The sequence below is a fragment of the Agrobacterium sp. 16-2014-1-2a genome (assembly GCF_053522705.1).
Window position 1 is genome coordinate 346,059 of the sequence record NZ_JBNWBX010000004.1, and the last position, 16,250, is coordinate 362,308.

General features: G+C 54.9%; 17 protein-coding genes. 7 read left to right on the forward strand and 10 right to left on the reverse strand.

Annotation, left to right across the window (positions count from 1 at the left end):
- The first annotated feature begins 126 nt into the window (after positions 1-126).
- The 3 genes from ACQZ45_RS15750 to ACQZ45_RS15760 all read left to right on the forward strand — a co-directional run bounded on the left by ACQZ45_RS15750 (position 127) and on the right by ACQZ45_RS15760 (position 3,881).
- Positions 127-987, forward strand: a complete 861-nt coding sequence (locus ACQZ45_RS15750) for a class I SAM-dependent methyltransferase (protein ID WP_112497545.1) — start codon at positions 127-129, stop codon at positions 985-987.
- 353 nt (positions 988-1,340) lie between these two features.
- Positions 1,341-3,074: a right-handed parallel beta-helix repeat-containing protein gene (locus tag ACQZ45_RS15755; RefSeq protein ID WP_174066355.1), complete on the forward strand. Its 1,734-nt coding sequence runs from the start codon at positions 1,341-1,343 to the stop codon at positions 3,072-3,074.
- A gap of 54 nt (positions 3,075-3,128) precedes the next feature.
- Complete coding sequence (locus ACQZ45_RS15760) at positions 3,129-3,881, forward strand: class I SAM-dependent methyltransferase (RefSeq protein WP_174066357.1); 753 nt, start codon at positions 3,129-3,131, stop codon at positions 3,879-3,881.
- A 13-nt stretch (positions 3,882-3,894) separates the two neighbouring features.
- On the opposite strand, the gene ACQZ45_RS15765 is transcribed toward ACQZ45_RS15760, so the two are convergent.
- Genes ACQZ45_RS15765 through ACQZ45_RS15775 form a run of 3 tightly spaced genes read right to left on the reverse strand, consistent with a single transcriptional unit; the run spans position 3,895 to position 8,013 of the window.
- The gene (locus ACQZ45_RS15765) at positions 3,895-5,121 is read right to left on the reverse strand and encodes a hypothetical protein (protein ID WP_174066359.1); all 1,227 of its coding nucleotides are present in this window, start codon (positions 5,119-5,121) and stop codon (positions 3,895-3,897) included.
- A complete protein-coding gene (locus tag ACQZ45_RS15770; protein WP_174066361.1) occupies positions 5,118-6,968 on the reverse strand; it encodes a GT99 family glycosyltransferase N-terminal domain-containing protein in 1,851 nt (616 codons plus the stop codon). The genes ACQZ45_RS15765 and ACQZ45_RS15770 overlap by 4 nt, the downstream gene beginning before the upstream one ends.
- Positions 6,958-8,013, reverse strand: a complete 1,056-nt coding sequence (locus tag ACQZ45_RS15775; RefSeq protein WP_162705304.1) for a glycosyltransferase — start codon at positions 8,011-8,013, stop codon at positions 6,958-6,960. The genes ACQZ45_RS15770 and ACQZ45_RS15775 overlap by 11 nt, the downstream gene beginning before the upstream one ends.
- Positions 8,014-8,323: 310 nt before the next feature.
- Here ACQZ45_RS15775 and ACQZ45_RS15780 point away from each other — a divergent pair, with 310 nt between their 5' ends.
- Entirely contained in the window at positions 8,324-9,022 is a 699-nt protein-coding gene (locus tag ACQZ45_RS15780; protein WP_174066363.1) for a class I SAM-dependent methyltransferase, read from the forward strand.
- Positions 9,023-9,186: 164 nt separating this feature from the next.
- Here the strand turns inward: ACQZ45_RS15780 and ACQZ45_RS15785 are convergent, their stop codons facing one another.
- On the reverse strand, positions 9,187-9,975 hold the full coding sequence (locus tag ACQZ45_RS15785; RefSeq protein WP_174066365.1) for a DUF4394 domain-containing protein: 789 nt from the start codon (positions 9,973-9,975) through the stop codon (positions 9,187-9,189).
- Between the two features lie 204 nt (positions 9,976-10,179).
- Between ACQZ45_RS15785 and ACQZ45_RS15790 the strand changes: the two genes are divergently transcribed.
- Both ACQZ45_RS15790 and ACQZ45_RS15795 read left to right on the forward strand, forming a co-directional pair.
- Positions 10,180-10,725: a sigma-70 family RNA polymerase sigma factor gene (locus ACQZ45_RS15790; protein ID WP_174066413.1), complete on the forward strand. Its 546-nt coding sequence runs from the start codon at positions 10,180-10,182 to the stop codon at positions 10,723-10,725.
- Complete coding sequence (locus ACQZ45_RS15795; RefSeq protein ID WP_174066367.1) at positions 10,722-11,426, forward strand: anti-sigma factor; 705 nt, start codon at positions 10,722-10,724, stop codon at positions 11,424-11,426. Before ACQZ45_RS15790 ends, ACQZ45_RS15795 begins: the two co-directional genes overlap by 4 nt.
- A 126-nt stretch (positions 11,427-11,552) precedes the next feature.
- Here the strand turns inward: ACQZ45_RS15795 and bdcA are convergent, their stop codons facing one another.
- A complete protein-coding gene (bdcA, locus tag ACQZ45_RS15800) occupies positions 11,553-12,266 on the reverse strand; it encodes an SDR family oxidoreductase (RefSeq protein WP_173997888.1) in 714 nt (237 codons plus the stop codon).
- A 75-nt stretch (positions 12,267-12,341) separates the two neighbouring features.
- Between bdcA and ACQZ45_RS15805 the strand changes: the two genes are divergently transcribed.
- Positions 12,342-12,938: a TetR/AcrR family transcriptional regulator gene (locus tag ACQZ45_RS15805; protein ID WP_174066369.1), complete on the forward strand. Its 597-nt coding sequence runs from the start codon at positions 12,342-12,344 to the stop codon at positions 12,936-12,938.
- 69 nt (positions 12,939-13,007) lie between these two features.
- Here ACQZ45_RS15805 and ACQZ45_RS15810 read toward each other — a convergent pair whose 3' ends face one another.
- The 5 genes from ACQZ45_RS15810 to ehuD all read right to left on the reverse strand — a co-directional run bounded on the left by ACQZ45_RS15810 (position 13,008) and on the right by ehuD (position 16,238).
- Positions 13,008-13,493 (reverse strand): cupin, encoded by a 486-nt coding sequence (locus tag ACQZ45_RS15810; protein WP_421414291.1) that lies wholly within the window; start codon positions 13,491-13,493, stop codon positions 13,008-13,010.
- Positions 13,494-13,882: 389 nt separating this feature from the next.
- Positions 13,883-14,254 (reverse strand): HVO_A0114 family putative DNA-binding protein, encoded by a 372-nt coding sequence (locus ACQZ45_RS15815; protein ID WP_448742355.1) that lies wholly within the window; start codon positions 14,252-14,254, stop codon positions 13,883-13,885.
- Positions 14,251-14,547, reverse strand: coding sequence for a toxin-antitoxin system TumE family protein (locus ACQZ45_RS15820; RefSeq protein WP_336510451.1), 297 nt, complete (start codon positions 14,545-14,547; stop codon positions 14,251-14,253). Before ACQZ45_RS15820 ends, ACQZ45_RS15815 begins: the two co-directional genes overlap by 4 nt.
- A gap of 222 nt (positions 14,548-14,769) precedes the next feature.
- Positions 14,770-15,549: an ectoine/hydroxyectoine ABC transporter ATP-binding protein EhuA gene (gene ehuA, locus ACQZ45_RS15825; protein ID WP_013761013.1), complete on the reverse strand. Its 780-nt coding sequence runs from the start codon at positions 15,547-15,549 to the stop codon at positions 14,770-14,772.
- Positions 15,546-16,238, reverse strand: coding sequence for an ectoine/hydroxyectoine ABC transporter permease subunit EhuD (gene ehuD, locus ACQZ45_RS15830; protein WP_004431448.1), 693 nt, complete (start codon positions 16,236-16,238; stop codon positions 15,546-15,548). Before ehuD ends, ehuA begins: the two co-directional genes overlap by 4 nt.
- Positions 16,239-16,250: the final 12 nt, after the last annotated feature.

Sequence of the window (16,250 nt, forward strand, 5' to 3'; positions counted from 1 at the left end):
CTGTAGTGTTGGTTTTTGGGTTGTAGTCTCCTGTGGATACGTGGTTGAGAACGAAATAAAGCTATCTTTCCGCGTCGCGGTTGCATATCTTTCGATCGAATAGCATGAGATTGGGGGCGCGTGGGTATGAAGACGGATGCTGTTCCAAAAGGGCGGAGAGACCGGATTCTGTCCTCCTTGGATACAGACGGTCTCGGGCTGGAAATCGGCCCGAGCTACAGTCCGCTTGCTCCAAAGTCGGCTGGGTTCAACGTTGAAATCATTGACCATCTCGATACGGAAGGGCTCCGTCGAAAATATAACCTAGATCCGAGGATCGAGGATGTCGATTATGTTTTTGATGGGCGCTCGTTGGTCGATGTTGTCGGCGCAGAGGGTCGGTATGACTGGATTATCGCGTCTCACGTGATCGAGCACGTTCCCGACGTCATCGCGTTCCTGAGGGACTGCGAGCGACTGATCAACGAAGGCGGCAGCATAGCATTGGCTATCCCAGACAAGCGCTATTGCTTCGATCATTTCCGGCCGCACTCCGATGTCAGCATTGCAATCAATGCGCATCTGGAGGGCAGGACCAAGCCTTCGCCGGGCGTTGTCGCATCTGGCCTGCTCTACAACGTATTCAACAGCAAAAAACACAGTTTCACGAAGCATAATACTGGGGATTTTCAGCTTCGGTTTACCCCTCAGCAAGCTGCCAAGGCAATGGAAAGTGCGAAGACAGAGTACAAGGACTGCCACGTGTGGTGCTTTACGCCCGCCAGCTTCCAGCTTCTTTTGCTCGATCTCCGGGAACTCGGGTTTATAAATCTTTTCGAGACGGTAATGTACGATACGGACGACGATCGATCGGAATTTATCGTCATACTGTCAAAAAAGGAACAGGAAAGCCTGTTGAGAGAAACGCTTTTAATAAAGCTTTCTTCTGAGATGGCGGCGGCCTATTGCGCGGCGCCGAGATTTGGCTCCCACCTTCAATTGAAGTAGGCTTTCTATCACTTCGCCGGTGAGAGGGCTTGAAATGCTGCTGCCACCGTATCAAAAGATCAAGGGCTAGAAAGTCGCCGAGTACCCCCCGGCCCAAGGAATGGCCAGGACGTACTTAAGTTGTCAAAAATCGCCATGCTCCGAGTTTATATCGCATGCGCCCGTTACAAGTTGTCATCGGCGGGCCACTAGGTCGACTGGCGTCGGACTTCAGTATTCATTCAAAACTAGGCCGTGCGTGTACGTCATTTTCTTGCCGCTAGCGGAGACGGACGATACAACATCATTGCTACGGTATCGCCAGAAATCATGAAGCCCGATGCCATCGCTAACAGAACGACGAGGTGAGCTTAATGAACTGTTTCGTCCCGACATTTCTGATCTACACAGTGCTCGCCGGGACCTGCAATGCGCAAACGGATATTAATGGCGCGCTGGAGAGCGTCGATCGCGCGGTGGACGGAAGTGCATTGCTCCGGGGATGGGCCTGTCAGAGCGGCAGCTCAAAGCCAGCCTATGTTCGCGTTACGTTCGGAAAACCTGCACCAACCGGGGTGGCACTGTTTTCTGTCCCTGCCGACCGAGAGGGTAGTGCGGCAACCGCTGGGAAATGCGGGGATTCGGGTGGTGGACACACCTTTCAGATTACGTTGAGTGCGCGCGATACCGTTCGATTTTCAGGCATGAGGATTTTTGTATACGCGGCGGCAGGAGAAGACAACGCGGAAGGTAAGGAGCTCGCGAACTCCGGAACGTTTTCGCTTGCTCCGACCAGCGCGCCCGAACGCGTTGATTGCAAGAGTTGGAACGGTGTCGTCGATCGCAACATCCAACTGCAGCCAGCAAACTGCTTGATCACCAAGCAGGTCGTGATTGCGAAGCCCGATTTGAGCCTTGATTGCAATGGCGCGACGATTGATGGCAGCAACGTGAAGATATTACCGGGGTCGCGAGGCCAAGGTGTCGGTGTCGCAAGCGAAAAGGTTACTTGCGAGCACTCGGATGCTAGCGGAGCGGAATCACTGTTTATAGACGCCGACGGAAGCGGTAGTCTGATTAAGAACTGCAAGATCCAGAATTTCGCTTTCGGGATATATCTCAACCGCCGCGCATGGAGTAAACCACGACCTAACGCGGAATGCATAGCTTATCCGGAATTCAGCGATGACAATGCCAAAATTGCCCGCACACCTAGCCTTAATGGCATGCTGGGTGGCCGTGACAAGCGCTACGGTTATAGTGCGGCCGACGTGACCGTTCGAAACGTCGAGATCAGCAAAGTGAAAGACTCGGGGATATTCGTCAACGAGTATGCGCAAAATTGGCTTATTGAAGATGCTGGGATCCGTGCCAACAGCGTGGGCATCTATCTAGAACGCGAAAGCCGACAAAATCGTATCATAACGAGCACCATTGCCAGCAACGGCAACGTGGGGATCGCCATCGATGCCTCTGCAAACAACCTCATCGAAGACAACGTGATCGAAAACAACGGCGGGATCGGCGTGGCGCTCTACAAGAACTGCGGAGAATCGAGGGGTGTCACGCGGTACCAGCATACCAATGGCAATATCCTGCGGCACAACATCATTCGCGGCCAAGGTGGCATGCGTTTCGGCGACATGACTTTGACGATGTCTTACCTACTGTCGCTGCCCGGCGTGGAAACGCTTTCAAAGCCGGGCGTCGGCGTGTGGATCGCGTCGCGGCAGGGCTTGAGCCGCACCTGGATGGAACGCGTGACAAGGAACCAGAATTCGGCTTGCTCCGATACCGGGTATAGTCTTCGCGGGCAAACCTTCTACGAAGACCATGCGAAATACAACCAGCTGATCGAGAATACCATTTATAACAACGGGTTGGCCGATGTTATCGTCGAGGATGATAACAACAAGCTGATTGGTAACAACTTTTCGGCGGATGGCAACAGGATCCCGCTGACAAGCATTATCATCGGGAGCATTTTCCGCGAGCAGGACGCTTTGCTCGGGCCGGTGAGAAATATTTCACTCTCCGACAATTTCCTTCCGAAGAAGACGATTAGCGGACCGGTGATGTACATTGGCGGCTCAAAGGCCGATAATTAAAGTAACCGCCGCCACCTTGCAGATACTGTTCAAAGAAAACGACGAGTAATACTTATGCCTATCACGAACGTTTCGTATCCGCCCCACACAGGCCACTCCTACCAGGACCTGCTTTCGCAGTTGTCAAAGGCAAGGTCGGTCGAGCGATATTTGGAAATTGGAGTTTGTGGCGGAAAGACCTTTGCCAACATTTGCTGCGACGCGGCGGTCGGTGTCGATCCTCACTATCTACTTAACAGCAACATCATGCTCAATAAAAAGCGAGCTTTTCTGTTCCAGATGACGAGCGACGTGTTCTTTCGCTCTGTAGATGTGAAGAAATTCCTGGATGGAGCGCCGGATCTCTCTTTCCTCGACGGAATGCACAAGTTCGAGTATCTTTTGAGAGATTTTATCAACGTCGAGCGTATCAGCGAACGGCACTCTCTGATCGCGATGCACGACTGCCTGCCTTTGAATGCCACCATGGCCAACCGCAGTGAAAAAATTGCCAAGGAACTAGGCGCCGGGACGACTTACGAGAACTGGTGGACGGGTGATGTTTGGAAGCTGATTCCTATCCTCAAGGCCTATCGTCCTGACCTGAAACTGATAGCCGTCGATGCTCCGCCCACGGGCTTGTTGTTTGTCACGAACTTGGACCCGGAATCGCGTGTTCTCGACGACGAGTATCTGGATATTGTCGAGGGGTTTCTGCCCGGTACCGCTGGAGACGAAAAGTTCGAGAAGCTCCACGACATGATCGAAGTTAAGCCGACCACGGCCTTGTTGCACGACCTTGAACAGAGCCTTTATCTGCGAATGTAATCGGGCAGATCAATCAACCGTAGCGAGAGAGTAGGAAGCGGATACCTTCGAGCGTCGGTATTAATTCCTCTCCGAGGTCGACATTTTTGTTGAAGTCTGCGGCTTTCTCAACACATTGCTCGACGTGCATAAGTTGCAGCCAACTTGACAGCTCAGCCGGGTTCGGAGCAGCAAGATGCAGAAGGTCGGGGTGCCTGCGCGAGACGATCTCGCGCGCGATAGCGGCCCACGGGAAAATACAGGCTTTTGTTTGCTCATCGTTCTCTACCAGGCGCTTCGTTATCAAACTGAGCCTAGAGGCTGACCCGCTTTCCTTGTGTTCCCCGTGGTCCGTGACAAACACGACTCTTCGAATTCGATGTTCTCTTTTGAAGGCTGAAATTTCATCAAACGTCATTGGTTTGATATAGACACCGCGCTGAGCCAGGCTCTCCAAAGGCTTGCCGTGAAGCAATCTTACGGTGCTCTTGACCCAAGTCGAGTCGCCGGTAAATAAGATAGGTTCCGGGATCTCGACCGCCAAAGACGATGCAACTTCGTCCTTGATCCAATGGATACTGTCGCGAAGCGCATCGACCGGGCGCTTTAAGTTGATTCGCTGTTGCAGATAGCGAAACCCGAGCGCCGACGGATGGAGATTGTCATCCACGTAGAGTGCTCGGATCACATCTAGCGGCGCCTTTGCGAGCGAAGAGATGTCCTCGCTTCCCAGTTCGTCGAAATTCCACGTCGGATGCCGATAAACGCCGTTCTCCAGATGCTTGCCGCGAAGAATATCCTCATTGCGACGCGTGAGACCTGTCCAGTGGATCACAATCAGCTTTTCGCCGAATGTCTTGCGCCACATATCGAGCGCGGCGATGCACTTTGCGAGAAGAAATTCATCGGCCGAGCCGTTGAGATAATCTCGGCTGACGTTCCTGTGACCATCTATGAAAAGACTGTCAGGCAGCGGCGACACGCCAAAGACAGAATTGCCGAACCGAAAATCCGCGACGATCAGCAACAGCTTATCTGCGGATGCTGATAACGTTTTTGCTTTCGCAAACAGTTGGGCGCTCCAGACCGGTAGCCCACCGCCGCCAACAAAAACAGTGTTAGGGAACGGTGCAGGAATCGCTCCGCATTTTACGGCATGCTCCCAACGCACGACATGCGATGGACCCAAAACTACAACGGTCTCGATTTCGGCGCCTTCTGCTTGCTCAAGCCGGTTCACGGCGCGCAAAACCTCACTCATCGCCTTTTCGCCGGCCTTGCTTTCAATTCACCGCGCGACATCCATCGTAGGAACGGAACAGTCGATTTCGATATGCGCAAAAAGCCGCCGTTTTCTTCTGGGGGAATAGACGCCTCCTCCGGGATCTTCGGTGAATCTTCAGGCGCCCTAGGCGTGATATCCGTCGGCGATTTGAGACCTCCTTTTGATACCACACAGTTAACGGCACCGACATCGGTCACTAGCACGAGGCGCACGTCATCGGGGCCAGAGATTCCCGGAACAACGCCAGCCACATTGAAACCCGCCGGATAATTGATGTGCCGGTGGGCTTTTCGCACATCCGGCCTGTCGAACATTTCGGTATAACTCGTGACGTTTCCGGACGGGTCGCACAGCGCGATGATCTTGACTTGAGGATCAACACCCTTTCTCCTCCGTGCCGCCCAGCCCTTCACGGCAATGCTCAATCCGTGCGGCGTGCGATTAGTAACCACCTCATCGATGTGCCCCATATAGGTGGCATCGACATGGGCCATAGATTTCGCAAAGTCCGTAAGCTTTGTCTGCAGTCCCGTTTTTCTCATCTCATCATCGATGATCGAATAGCCATGTGAGGCGCCAGAAGCAAGCAATACGGCATATTCTGGTGCCGTCATCTCCGGCGTTATCCCGAGGATGACATTCTGCAGGATGCGCGAGAGCGTCTCGGGCGACTTGGGGTGAAGGAGGTGCCTACACATCACCGTTACCAGTCGATCGACCTCGAATGTACTCAGAGACCAATTTCCGGAACGCAGGAATTCATCCGACGCCTTCTTCAGCACCGAGCCGAGGTCGTATGCCGCCGCTCCAAAGACCAGCCCGGGAACGCCTAGAAGAAGAGCCTCGAAGCTGACCGAGCTGTTGATGGAGCACACGGCAGCTGCACCAGAAAGAACGGGAATGAAATCCTTCGACGGGAGATGCCTATCGAGGATCACCACCTTTTCGCCGAATTCAGCTGCATATGCAAGCGCCGCGATTTCCTCGACCAGGTTTATGGGCCGTGTCGTTGCGCCGGGATGCCCCTTGACGACGACCTTGAAACCGAGGTTGAGCAGGGCAGGCATCACGAACTCCAAGAATTCCTTGGGTGTGTGAAACGGCGAATGACAAACGGTATTGAGATCGTCTGCCAGTTGCAGCGCCACAACGGCATACCGTTCCTTCAAGCCGAACGGGAGCGCCGGCATGATGGCCTGAAGCTCCATGATAGACGGCTTGTTTTCTTCAACGGCAGCGGACAACGCAATCCAGCTCGCAGCCGGGGTGACATTTTCAGGTGGATAGCTGGCCACGTCGAATTCGATGAAGCTCGCGCTGCCATTCGTTCCGAGAAAATCAATGTACGCGGTCTCCTGGAACGGTGCGCGGGTTGGCCCGAGTTCCATATGCAGGACGGATATACCGGCTTCTTCGGCGAAACGCCTGACTGCGCCGTTCTCAGACCACACAAGAATAACGTCGAAATCGAAGACTTCACGAATGCGTTTTAAGACGCCTTGATAGAAAAGCGAGACTTCTCCTTCGCCATTAACGAGCAAGGCTCGCCGTTCGATTTCTTCCTTGGTCCATTCCCTCAGGCAAGACGCGATGTACTTACTTTCGTCGAACGTTGGCGTGATGAATCTATCCTTCGGTGCTGACAGCTTTGAAAGACCATCTAAAACGAAGTCGTTAGAAAACAGCCGCCATTCAATTTCGGTTTCGTCCATTGACAACGCGAGGCCGGAAAGAAGGCTTCCAACGTCGAGAAATTCCGTAAAACTATTCCGAAGCGGATGAGGCTCGACAAATATAAGCAGCTTTCTCTTCTTACTGGACAAAACTTGTCTCCCACGTGCTGGCTAATCGATCCGCATCGACTAAGGTTACAACCCTCCGGGCCTCGATTTCCAATTCGTCTGGCGTCAGCGAGAAGGGCCGCATCAATGCATCCACCCATTCATCCGGCGTCTCGCATTTTCTCAAAAGGCTGGAGTCGAAACGGTCTATATCACCGATAGGCGTCGCTACAACGGAGCAACCCACCGCTGCCGCCTCGAAAAACTTCAAGCCGCTTTTGCATTCCGTGAACGCATTTCGCTCTAGAGGAGCTACAACAGTTTCCACTTGAGCCATCATTGCAGGCAAGCGGTGGAACGGTACGACGGCGGAACGATGCTCGACCCGTACGCCGAGGCGTAGGAGTTCATGCGGGATCTTCGCAGGACCAAGTACAAGCATACGCGATTCCGGATGAGCCTCGATCGCTTTCGCCAATGCTGGGGCGATATCGGCGAGATCCTGATCATGGGTCGCGGTACCGGCAAAATATCCGAACCTGTATGCCCGCCGGGCCCCTCTCGTTCTTTCCCGGATAAGTTGGGCCGAACCTGAAAATCCTGGATCCAGCGCATTGGAAAACACTTCGACCTGGCCAGGGTTGAAAATCCTGCGAACCGCATCGGCAAGCGGAGCGGTCGACAGTGTGAACCTGTCAAAATAGCGCATGGCGGCGGCATTCCGCGACAGGTATCTCGCCGTATTGGTGATTGACTCCCCGCGGAACCTGTAGGCCGGCGTGAGCCATGCGTCCTTAACTTCGAAAATATAGTCATCGAAATCGGCTATGATTCGCTCCGACCTTTTCATCGAGAAGAGGAACTCCCCAAGCTTTTCGTTCATCATTGGGCGATGAAAGACGAAATAGTCGAAGCCTTGATATTTGCCGAGGTCGCGCTCGAAATCCTGTTGAGAGGTAACAACAGTGTTGTGGCCGCGTCGCGCTAGCGCCAGGGCGGGCGTGAAGCAACGATATCGTGTTGACGGATCTTTAAACGGTCGCTCTATTTGTGAGGTATTGCTAACAAACAAAATAGAAGTACGCACTCAAATTCCCTTTTCATATCCGTTTGTTTCATGACGAACGCTGGCCCGATTAATTATATAGAATGCAAAACACTGAATGTCCAACTGCTGATTGTGCAAGACCGGCGGATTACGATGACGTAAAATGTCTTTAAAATACGGTTTCCTGGTTCTCGCGAGACAATTTTAGCACATTCTAAGTAAGTCACATTTTCCACAGTTTTTTCAACACCATTAGGAGAGCCCGCTTGAAATATTTTGGTTCTACTTGCACGGAGGGCGGGATCTTCATATTTTGGATTTCCCGTCACATCGAAAGCGAAACCGACTGATGCACGACACCGCGCTGGAGAACGCCGAGTATTTTTTTAAAACCTACGCAAGCCGGCGCTCGGGCCTAAAGGTTGTGGAAATCGGCTCACTTGATGTCAGCGGAACGTTGCGCAGTGTTGCACCTGCTGATTGTGAATATTTGGGTCTCGACTTTGCCGAAGGCCCAGGGGTCGACAGGATCGTGGAAGACCCTTACGATTTGCCAGTAGAGGACGAATTTGCGGATATTGTGGTCTCGTCTTCCTGCTTCGAGCACTCGGAATTCTTCTGGTTGGTTTTTGCAGAAGCGCAGAGAATCCTAAAGCCGGACGGACTTTGCTACATTAATGCGCCGTCCAATGGAGCTTTCCATAGATTCCCGGTGGATTGCTGGCGCTTTTACCCGGACAGCGGCATTGCGCTGCAAAAATGGGCGCGGCGCGTTGGGTACCGCACAACCTTGCTCGAGTCGTTTGTCACGCTGAGAAAGAAGGACCAGTGGAATGATTTCGTCGCCGTTTTCGTGAAAAACGAAGCATTTGCGGGTTTTTATCCGGATCGTATCCATCATCAGCGGGAAGACTATATGAATGCCCGGAGCTTAGAAAGCAGTAAATTCCTGCGACCGAGCAATCTTACCGAAGATCAACTCATATCAAAAAACAAATCGGACAGTCTGAGCGAAATATCCAGTATAACCGTGAAATATATCAAGTAATAAATTCCGGCCCGTTAAAGTGCGATCATAAATTGGCGAAGATGCTTTAAATTGGCCCTACGGAACAGTGATCTGAGACTCAAGCGGTGCAATGAAAACGCCTGGTCCGCATAACCGGACCAGGCGTTTTCTGATAGCGCGAACGCGCAGTCTACGACACTAAATCACATCGCAGGAAGGATAGTGATATCCCGCAAGGCGTTGTCTGCGCCTTTGATCCTGCCGATTTCGGTTGTCGCACCGGTTTCGAGGTTGACGGTGTAGAGCGTGTTGCCGGCGGCCAGGTATGCGGTGTTCTTGCTGCCTTCCTCGCCGTGGATATCGAATGCGTAGGTTGCCGGCATTTCCTTGAGGCCGAGCTTGCCGATGGCCTTCAGTGTGCCGTCATTCGGCTTCGTCTGCTGAACCAGGGCGCCGATGGTCGCGTCGATATTGTACATCGCCGTCTTTTCCGGCTTGCCGATAGAGTTGGTATAGGCGGCGGCAACGATGTTTGGCGTTTCTCCCTTGTGCATGTCGCCATCTTCAAAAGCCAGTGTTCCATCAACCGTCACAGCGCCGGTATCGGGATGCACGCGGTGATTGGTCGTGCCGGTCATGAAACGAAGACGATCCGCTGCCGGGTTGAAATCGACCACAACAGGCGCTTCGGTCATGGTCAGCATTTTGTCCATCTTGGCCACCTCGGTTGCCGCGCCGGTCTCAAGGTTGATGGAGACGATGCGGTGGTCCGGCGTCACACCGATGACAGTCTTGTTCCCGGGGCGAAAATCGATGCCAACGAGCTTGTCGACGCCGGTAACATCCATTGTCTTTGTGACGGCAGGCTTGTCAGTGTCGAACATGACGAGCGTCTTGTCGCCGGTCAGCCCGAGGACCGGTGCTGAAACCGCGATGCTTGCCGATGCTGCGAAAGCGGCGGAGGCGATCAGAGTGGAGCGGATGATATTCATGGTGTTTCTCCCGTGCGTTGAACCCTTCGGAAGGCGTCCAGCGTTTGGTTTTCGACGCTTCCACAATTCAAGACACCGGGCAGGGTGCATTTGGATGCAGGCAGCGAAAAAATATTTGCGAGATGCATCCATATGCCGCCACGATGGGTATTATGCCCAAGCCGACCATGCTGGCGATCAGACGTTGAAAGGTTTCAAATGCAGATGGGCTCCGTGCCGGACGATCTAGACAGGGCGCTCACTGCCTGCGCAAAAGGGGACAAAAACGCATTGCGTGCGATTTTCGATCGCGAGGCAGGCCGGCTGATTGCAGTGGCAGAGCGCATCGTCAAGCGCAGGGAACTGGCGGAAGAGGTGGTACAGGAGAGCTTCGTGCGCATCTGGACCCATGCGCACCAGTATCGGGCAGACCAGGGGTCGGCGCGCGGCTGGATTTACGCGATCGTCAGAAACCGCGCGCTTAATCTTCTGCGCGACAGCAGGCGTGAACTCCCCGTGGAGGATGTTGAAACGCTCCGCGATGGCGCGCAGGCAGATGAAGTGATGGCCGCATGGCAGAAGCTCGATCGGAATTCCCGCCTTTATGAATGTCTCGGCGGTCTTGAGGAGACAAAGAGACAGGGCATCCTGATGGCCTACGTGGCCGGATATTCCCACGGCGAAATCGCTGGCCGGTTGCGCATTCCGCTTGGAACGACGAAATCCTGGATCAGGCGCGGCCTTTCGGCGCTTCGGGAGTGCATGGCATGATGATGGAGCGCAAAGATATTCCCGCCATCGCTGATGACTATGTATTGGGTTTGCTGGAGGCCTCCGAAGCCACGGCTGTTGAGGCGGCAATGGAATCGGACGGCGAATTGCGGGCGGCAGTCGCGGCCAGCCGTGAGCGTTTTCTGCCGCTCGATACCGCCGTCGAGCCGGCAGCCATCAAGGGCGAATTGTGGAGCAACATCGAATCCCGCCTGCCGCTTCAGTCGAAATCCGCATCCCTCAAGCCCACCCACACGGCAAACGACAACAGCACAAACCGCTGGCGCGCCGTTGCCGTGTCTGCCATTGCCGCAACCGTTGTGCTCGCCGCCGGCCTTACGTTTAGCCTGACACGGACAACGGAGCCGCTGGTGATCGCAGTCCTCGTCAACGAGACGGGTGAGGTTCAGGCCGTTGTTGAGGATTTCGGCAACGAAAGAGCAACCGTGCGGATGCTGGCCGATTTTGCAGTGCCTGGAGACAAGACGATCCAGGTATGGACATTGCCGTCCAAGGATGTTGGCCCGGTCTCGCTCGGCCTGATCGATGGCGTTCGTTCAGCGCGTCTCGATGGACCGGCTCTGCCGACCCCCCGAAGCGACCAGCTCTACGAAATCACGCTTGAACAGGCAGGCGGATCACCAACAGGAAGGCCAACCGGCCCAATCTTGGCGAAGGGCTTCGCGCGAATGCCGCGATAGATCGCCCAAAGGCAAAACCGATAAGATCGCGGCGAAATTCCTTCGCCGCATTCTATTCGCCGGTTTCGGGAGCAACAGCATCGTGATGTCCCGAAACCGGCCGCAAACCATCAGGCAATCTGCTTATCAGGCGCCAAATGCGCCATCGATCGTGTGCATCGCGCCCGTCACAAAACCGGCTTCAGGCCCGGAAAGCCAGGCCACCATGCCGGCCACTTCCTCCGGCCGTCCATGGCGCTTGAGTGCCATGAAGCTGTGCATCAGGTCCTTCATCGGCCCGTTTTCCGGGTTCGCGTCGGTATCGATCGGGCCGGGCTGCACAACGTTGATGGTAATGCCGCGTGGCCCGAAATCGCGTGCCAAACCGCGCGCCAGCCCCTGCAAGGCCGATTTGGAAACGGCGTAAGAGGCCATGCCCGGCACCGGCATCCGGTCTCCATTGACCGAGCCGATAACGATGATCCTGCCACCGTCAGGCATTTGCCGCGCCGCCTCCACAGAGGCGTGATAGGGCGTCTGGATGTTGATCTGAAACAGGCGGTCGATGGCATCAGGGTCCTGCTCGAGAGCATCGCCAAAAATGGCGATCCCGGAGTTCACGATCAATATGTCCAGAGGACCACTGTCACGCACAACGCGGATGACTTCGTCGCGGTCAGCGCTATCCGCCCGTATGGCCGTGCTGCCCGTCGCCTTCGCCAGCTCTTCAGCCGCACCTTGGGATGCGCCATAGGTGAACGTTACCTTTGCACCTTCGTCTGCAAACCGCCGCACGATGGCTGCGCCTATGCCTCGGCTGCCGCCAAGAACCAGAACGGATTTTCCTTCAAACACGAGCATTCCCCATGACCTTGAAAATTAATTTAATGATCGATACATAAATACTGAACAGCCCACTCGTCAAGATATTATGTAATGGTCGATACAAAAAACATTCGCTCCCGCGGCCGTCCGCGCCGTTTTGATCCTGATCAGGCTGTGGCCACGGCCAAGCAGCTTTTCCACGCGCGTGGCTTTGACGCTGTCGGCGTGGCCGAGATCACCTCGGTGTTAGGCATCAACCCGCCAAGCTTTTATGCCGCTTTCGGCAGCAAGATGGGCCTCTACAAGCGGGTTCTTGATCTCTACGCCGGCACGGAAGCAATTCCTCTTGCCGATATTCTGCGGCCGGATCGTCCTGTTGGGGAATGCCTTGCGGCGTTGCTGGAAGATGCGGCAAGGCGTTATGCCGCTCATTCCGCAGCCCCTGGCTGCCTCGTTCTGGAAGGCACGCGCTGCGACGATGACGAGGCGCGTGCCGCAGCAAGCTTTTTTCACACGGCGGCAGAGGGCGTGATCCGCTCCTATATTGCCGCGCGCCATCCGGAAGAGGCTGAGCGTCTGGCGGATTTCGTGAGTTCGACCATGGTCGGTCTCTCCGCCATGGCGCGGATTGGCCGCGACGTGGAGCGACTCCTGAGTATTGCGCGCGTTGCGGGGGGAGCGGTGAAGCAGGAGCTTTCCGAGGCTTGAATCTCGGAGCAGTCTCAATACTTCTTATTCGTGAAGGAAGCTGGCAGGTTTCGAAAACCCGGCTCATTCTCACCAGAGATCGATCAGGCCACCTGATGCTCCGTGCACTGGATCGGTTGTCGGCTTTGGCAAAGACTTTATCTGTGCAAGCATCGCACTGGTTGGTGCAGACGTCTGAACATCGGCCTCCTGGCCGGGTGGATAAGCGCCGACAACCTGAAAATGCGCAGAGGATTTCAGCTTCATGTGGCCTGTGCCGGCTGGCAAGACCAGACAGTCACCTTGCGTAACGTGCAAGGTTTGCCCATCCGGCCCGCCAATCTGCAACGTCGCTTTACCGCCCCCCACGCCCAGAACTTCATGCGCGCCGCTGTGGTAATGGTGATAGGCAAACACACCATTGCGCCAGATGCCGCGCCATCCGTTTCGTGCGAACAGTGCCTCGAAAGCAGCGGAATCGAATGGCGAGCCGACTTGTCGATAGATGATGACAGGGAAGGTCTGGTTGTTGGGAATCTGATCGCCTGGATTTAGATTGATTTTTTCAACTTTCATGTGAATGCTCCTGGCCATCTGGCCGGGCCTGCCAAACCGTGTCTGGTTTGCTGCGCAGCCAGTGCTGGCGACCAGCCGATCTTCGTCCGCACTTCGGCGGAACTGGAGTGGCACCGGCAGATTTCCGCCACCGACACTCCTTCATCACCCTGCTTCAGAATGAACGCCTTCTGTGCGTCCGAAAACTGCGATGCTTTCATCGTCTTCCGTTCCTTTCCCAGCCAGGAAAATGCACCGGAACTCTCTAACCAAGAACGGTCCAGTTTGAAGGGTTCAGATCAACAGGGTGCCGTGTCCGTATCGAGGGGACCGGGAGGGGAAGGGCCGAAGGCGGTTCCTCTCGCCATAATGGACGCTAATCGCGCTACACGTCAGCGCCCTCTCTTCTATCACGCCACCTGTCTTGCTGACACCATCATCATATCGATATGAATATGCTCGAACGGGCAACTTAATGCGCCGCGCTCGTCCTTCTCAATCAGTCCCAGCTCGACTAGCGCCGCAGCATCTTCATGGACGCGCTTGACGTCCCGGTTCAGTCTGCGCGCAAGCTCTCGCACGCCAACCGTTCCACTTCCCAGAAGGACGTTCAGTAGCTCCCAACGGCGCTCGGTGAGACGCGAAAAGAATGTGCCGGGTGTCTCAAAGTTTAGCGTTTCACCCTGATACTCACCGCTTTCGAGGCCAATAGCAGCGCGCTTACCTGCTACGCGTAATGCCGATTTCCAGCCGGCATTCGTCGTGATGGTCAAAGTTCTCATGACTGCCTCCGTTTTTCGACCTCAAATAAAAAGTCCTCAATCAGTTGGTGGATTGTTGTGAACCGGTAAGGAAACTCATGGCCGTCCAGATGTATGTGATCGCCTTTACCCCGCTCATTGTCGAAGCCCACAACCCTAATGCCGTTCTGGGCATAGACCATGCGATATTTGAACCCATGTTCGGTTGGGGGAACAGGCGTTGGAACTTTCCAAATAACGAACTGGATAATGCTGCCGTCGGCAGCAACACTTTTGTGTTCTGTTATCGTGAGCGCCTTCTTGTTGTCTATAATGCCAACATCTTACGGTGTTGTCAATCTCGCCAACACTTGATTAATGAGCAAATCCAGTCGCAGCGGCGAGACGTTGCGGCGCGACGGCTATTTCGCTCAGCCGCCTCGGGGAACTGCTTCAGGTCGCCTCCGGTGTGACCACCCTATTCAGCATCATCGAGCACATCTGCTCCCTCGTCGTCGCTGTGGTCATGGCTGTTTCCTGGTCGTGTGAGAGTGCGGTTACCGCAGAACGGATGACAGGAACTCGCGGGTCCGATCTTCCTTTGGTGCGCCGAAGATTTCTTCTGGCGTTCCTTGCTCACAAATACGCCCTTTGTCGAAGAAGCAGACCCGGTCCGACACTTCCCGAGCGAAACGCATCTCGTGGGTAACAAGTAACATGGTCAAATCGTGCTCGTGGGCCAGGCCACGGATGACGGAAAGCACTTCGCCGACCAGCTGGGGGTCTAGGGCGGAGGTTGGTTCGTCAAAAAGCAGGACACGCGGGCGCATGGCAAGAGAGCGGGCAATGGCGACACGCTGCTGCTGGCCGCCAGAAAGCTGCACTGGATAGTGATCCTTCTTGTCGGCCAGGCCGACCATCTTCAGGAGTTCGATTGCCCGTGTTTCTGCCTCCGGCCGGGCAATGCCCAGTACACGCACCGGCGCCTCCACGATGTTGCGCAGCACCGTCATATGAGGGAAGAGGTTGAAGCTCTGAAAAACCATGCCGACGTGGTTACGGATCTGGCGCAGGTGTTTTTCCGAGGCTTGGAAGGGGCCTTTGCCGCCGGCCTGATGGTAGGAAATGTCCGCCAGCGTCAGCTTTCCCTCCTGGAACGGTTCCAGCGTCATGAGAATGCGCAGAACCGTCGACTTACCGGAGCCGGAAGGACCGATAAGAGTGACTTTTTCACCTTTTGCCACGCTGAAATTGAACTGGTCGAGGACCGTCAAAATGCCGAACCGCTTTGTGACATCGGAAAATTCGATCAGCGGCTGATTGGTGTTGTTTGTCATCGCAAGGGTATTCCTGCTTTTGGAAGCGCCCTTTGCAGGCGGCTGAGGCCTGCTGAGCAGATTATGGTCAGAAGAAGGAAGATCAGGCCGACAAGCGTCAGCGGCACCAGATATTCGAAGGTGCGCTCGCCGATCATGTTTGCCAGCCCCATCATCTCTAGAACCGTGACGACGGAAAGCACCGGCGTTTCCTTGATCATGGCGACAAGATAGTTGCCCATGGCCGGAACTATGCGCGGGATCGCCTGCGGGATGATGATATCCCGATACGTCTGCATGCGCGTCAGATTAAGCGCAGTCGCGGCTTCCCACTGGCCATGATGCACCGCCTCCATGCCGCCGCGATAGACCTCAGACGTATAGGCGGCATATTGAAGGCCCAGCGCCAGCGCGCCGGTGAGAAACGCCGGCAGAACGATGCCGAATTCCGGAAGAACGTAATAGAGGAAGAAAAGCTGCACCAGAAGCGGAGTGTCGCGAAGGAATTCGACAACAACTGCGGTCGGCCAGGAAATCAATTTCACCCGACTGCGGCGCAGCAGCGCAAAAACCAGCCCCAGAATAAGCGCGATGGCAAAGCCGGCGGCGGCTGCTTTCAGCGTTACCGTCAGGCCGATCAAAATGATGGGCAGGATCGAGGTCGTGTAGGTGATCCAGGTGGTCGTGTCCCATTCGTAACCATACATCATGACTGAATATCC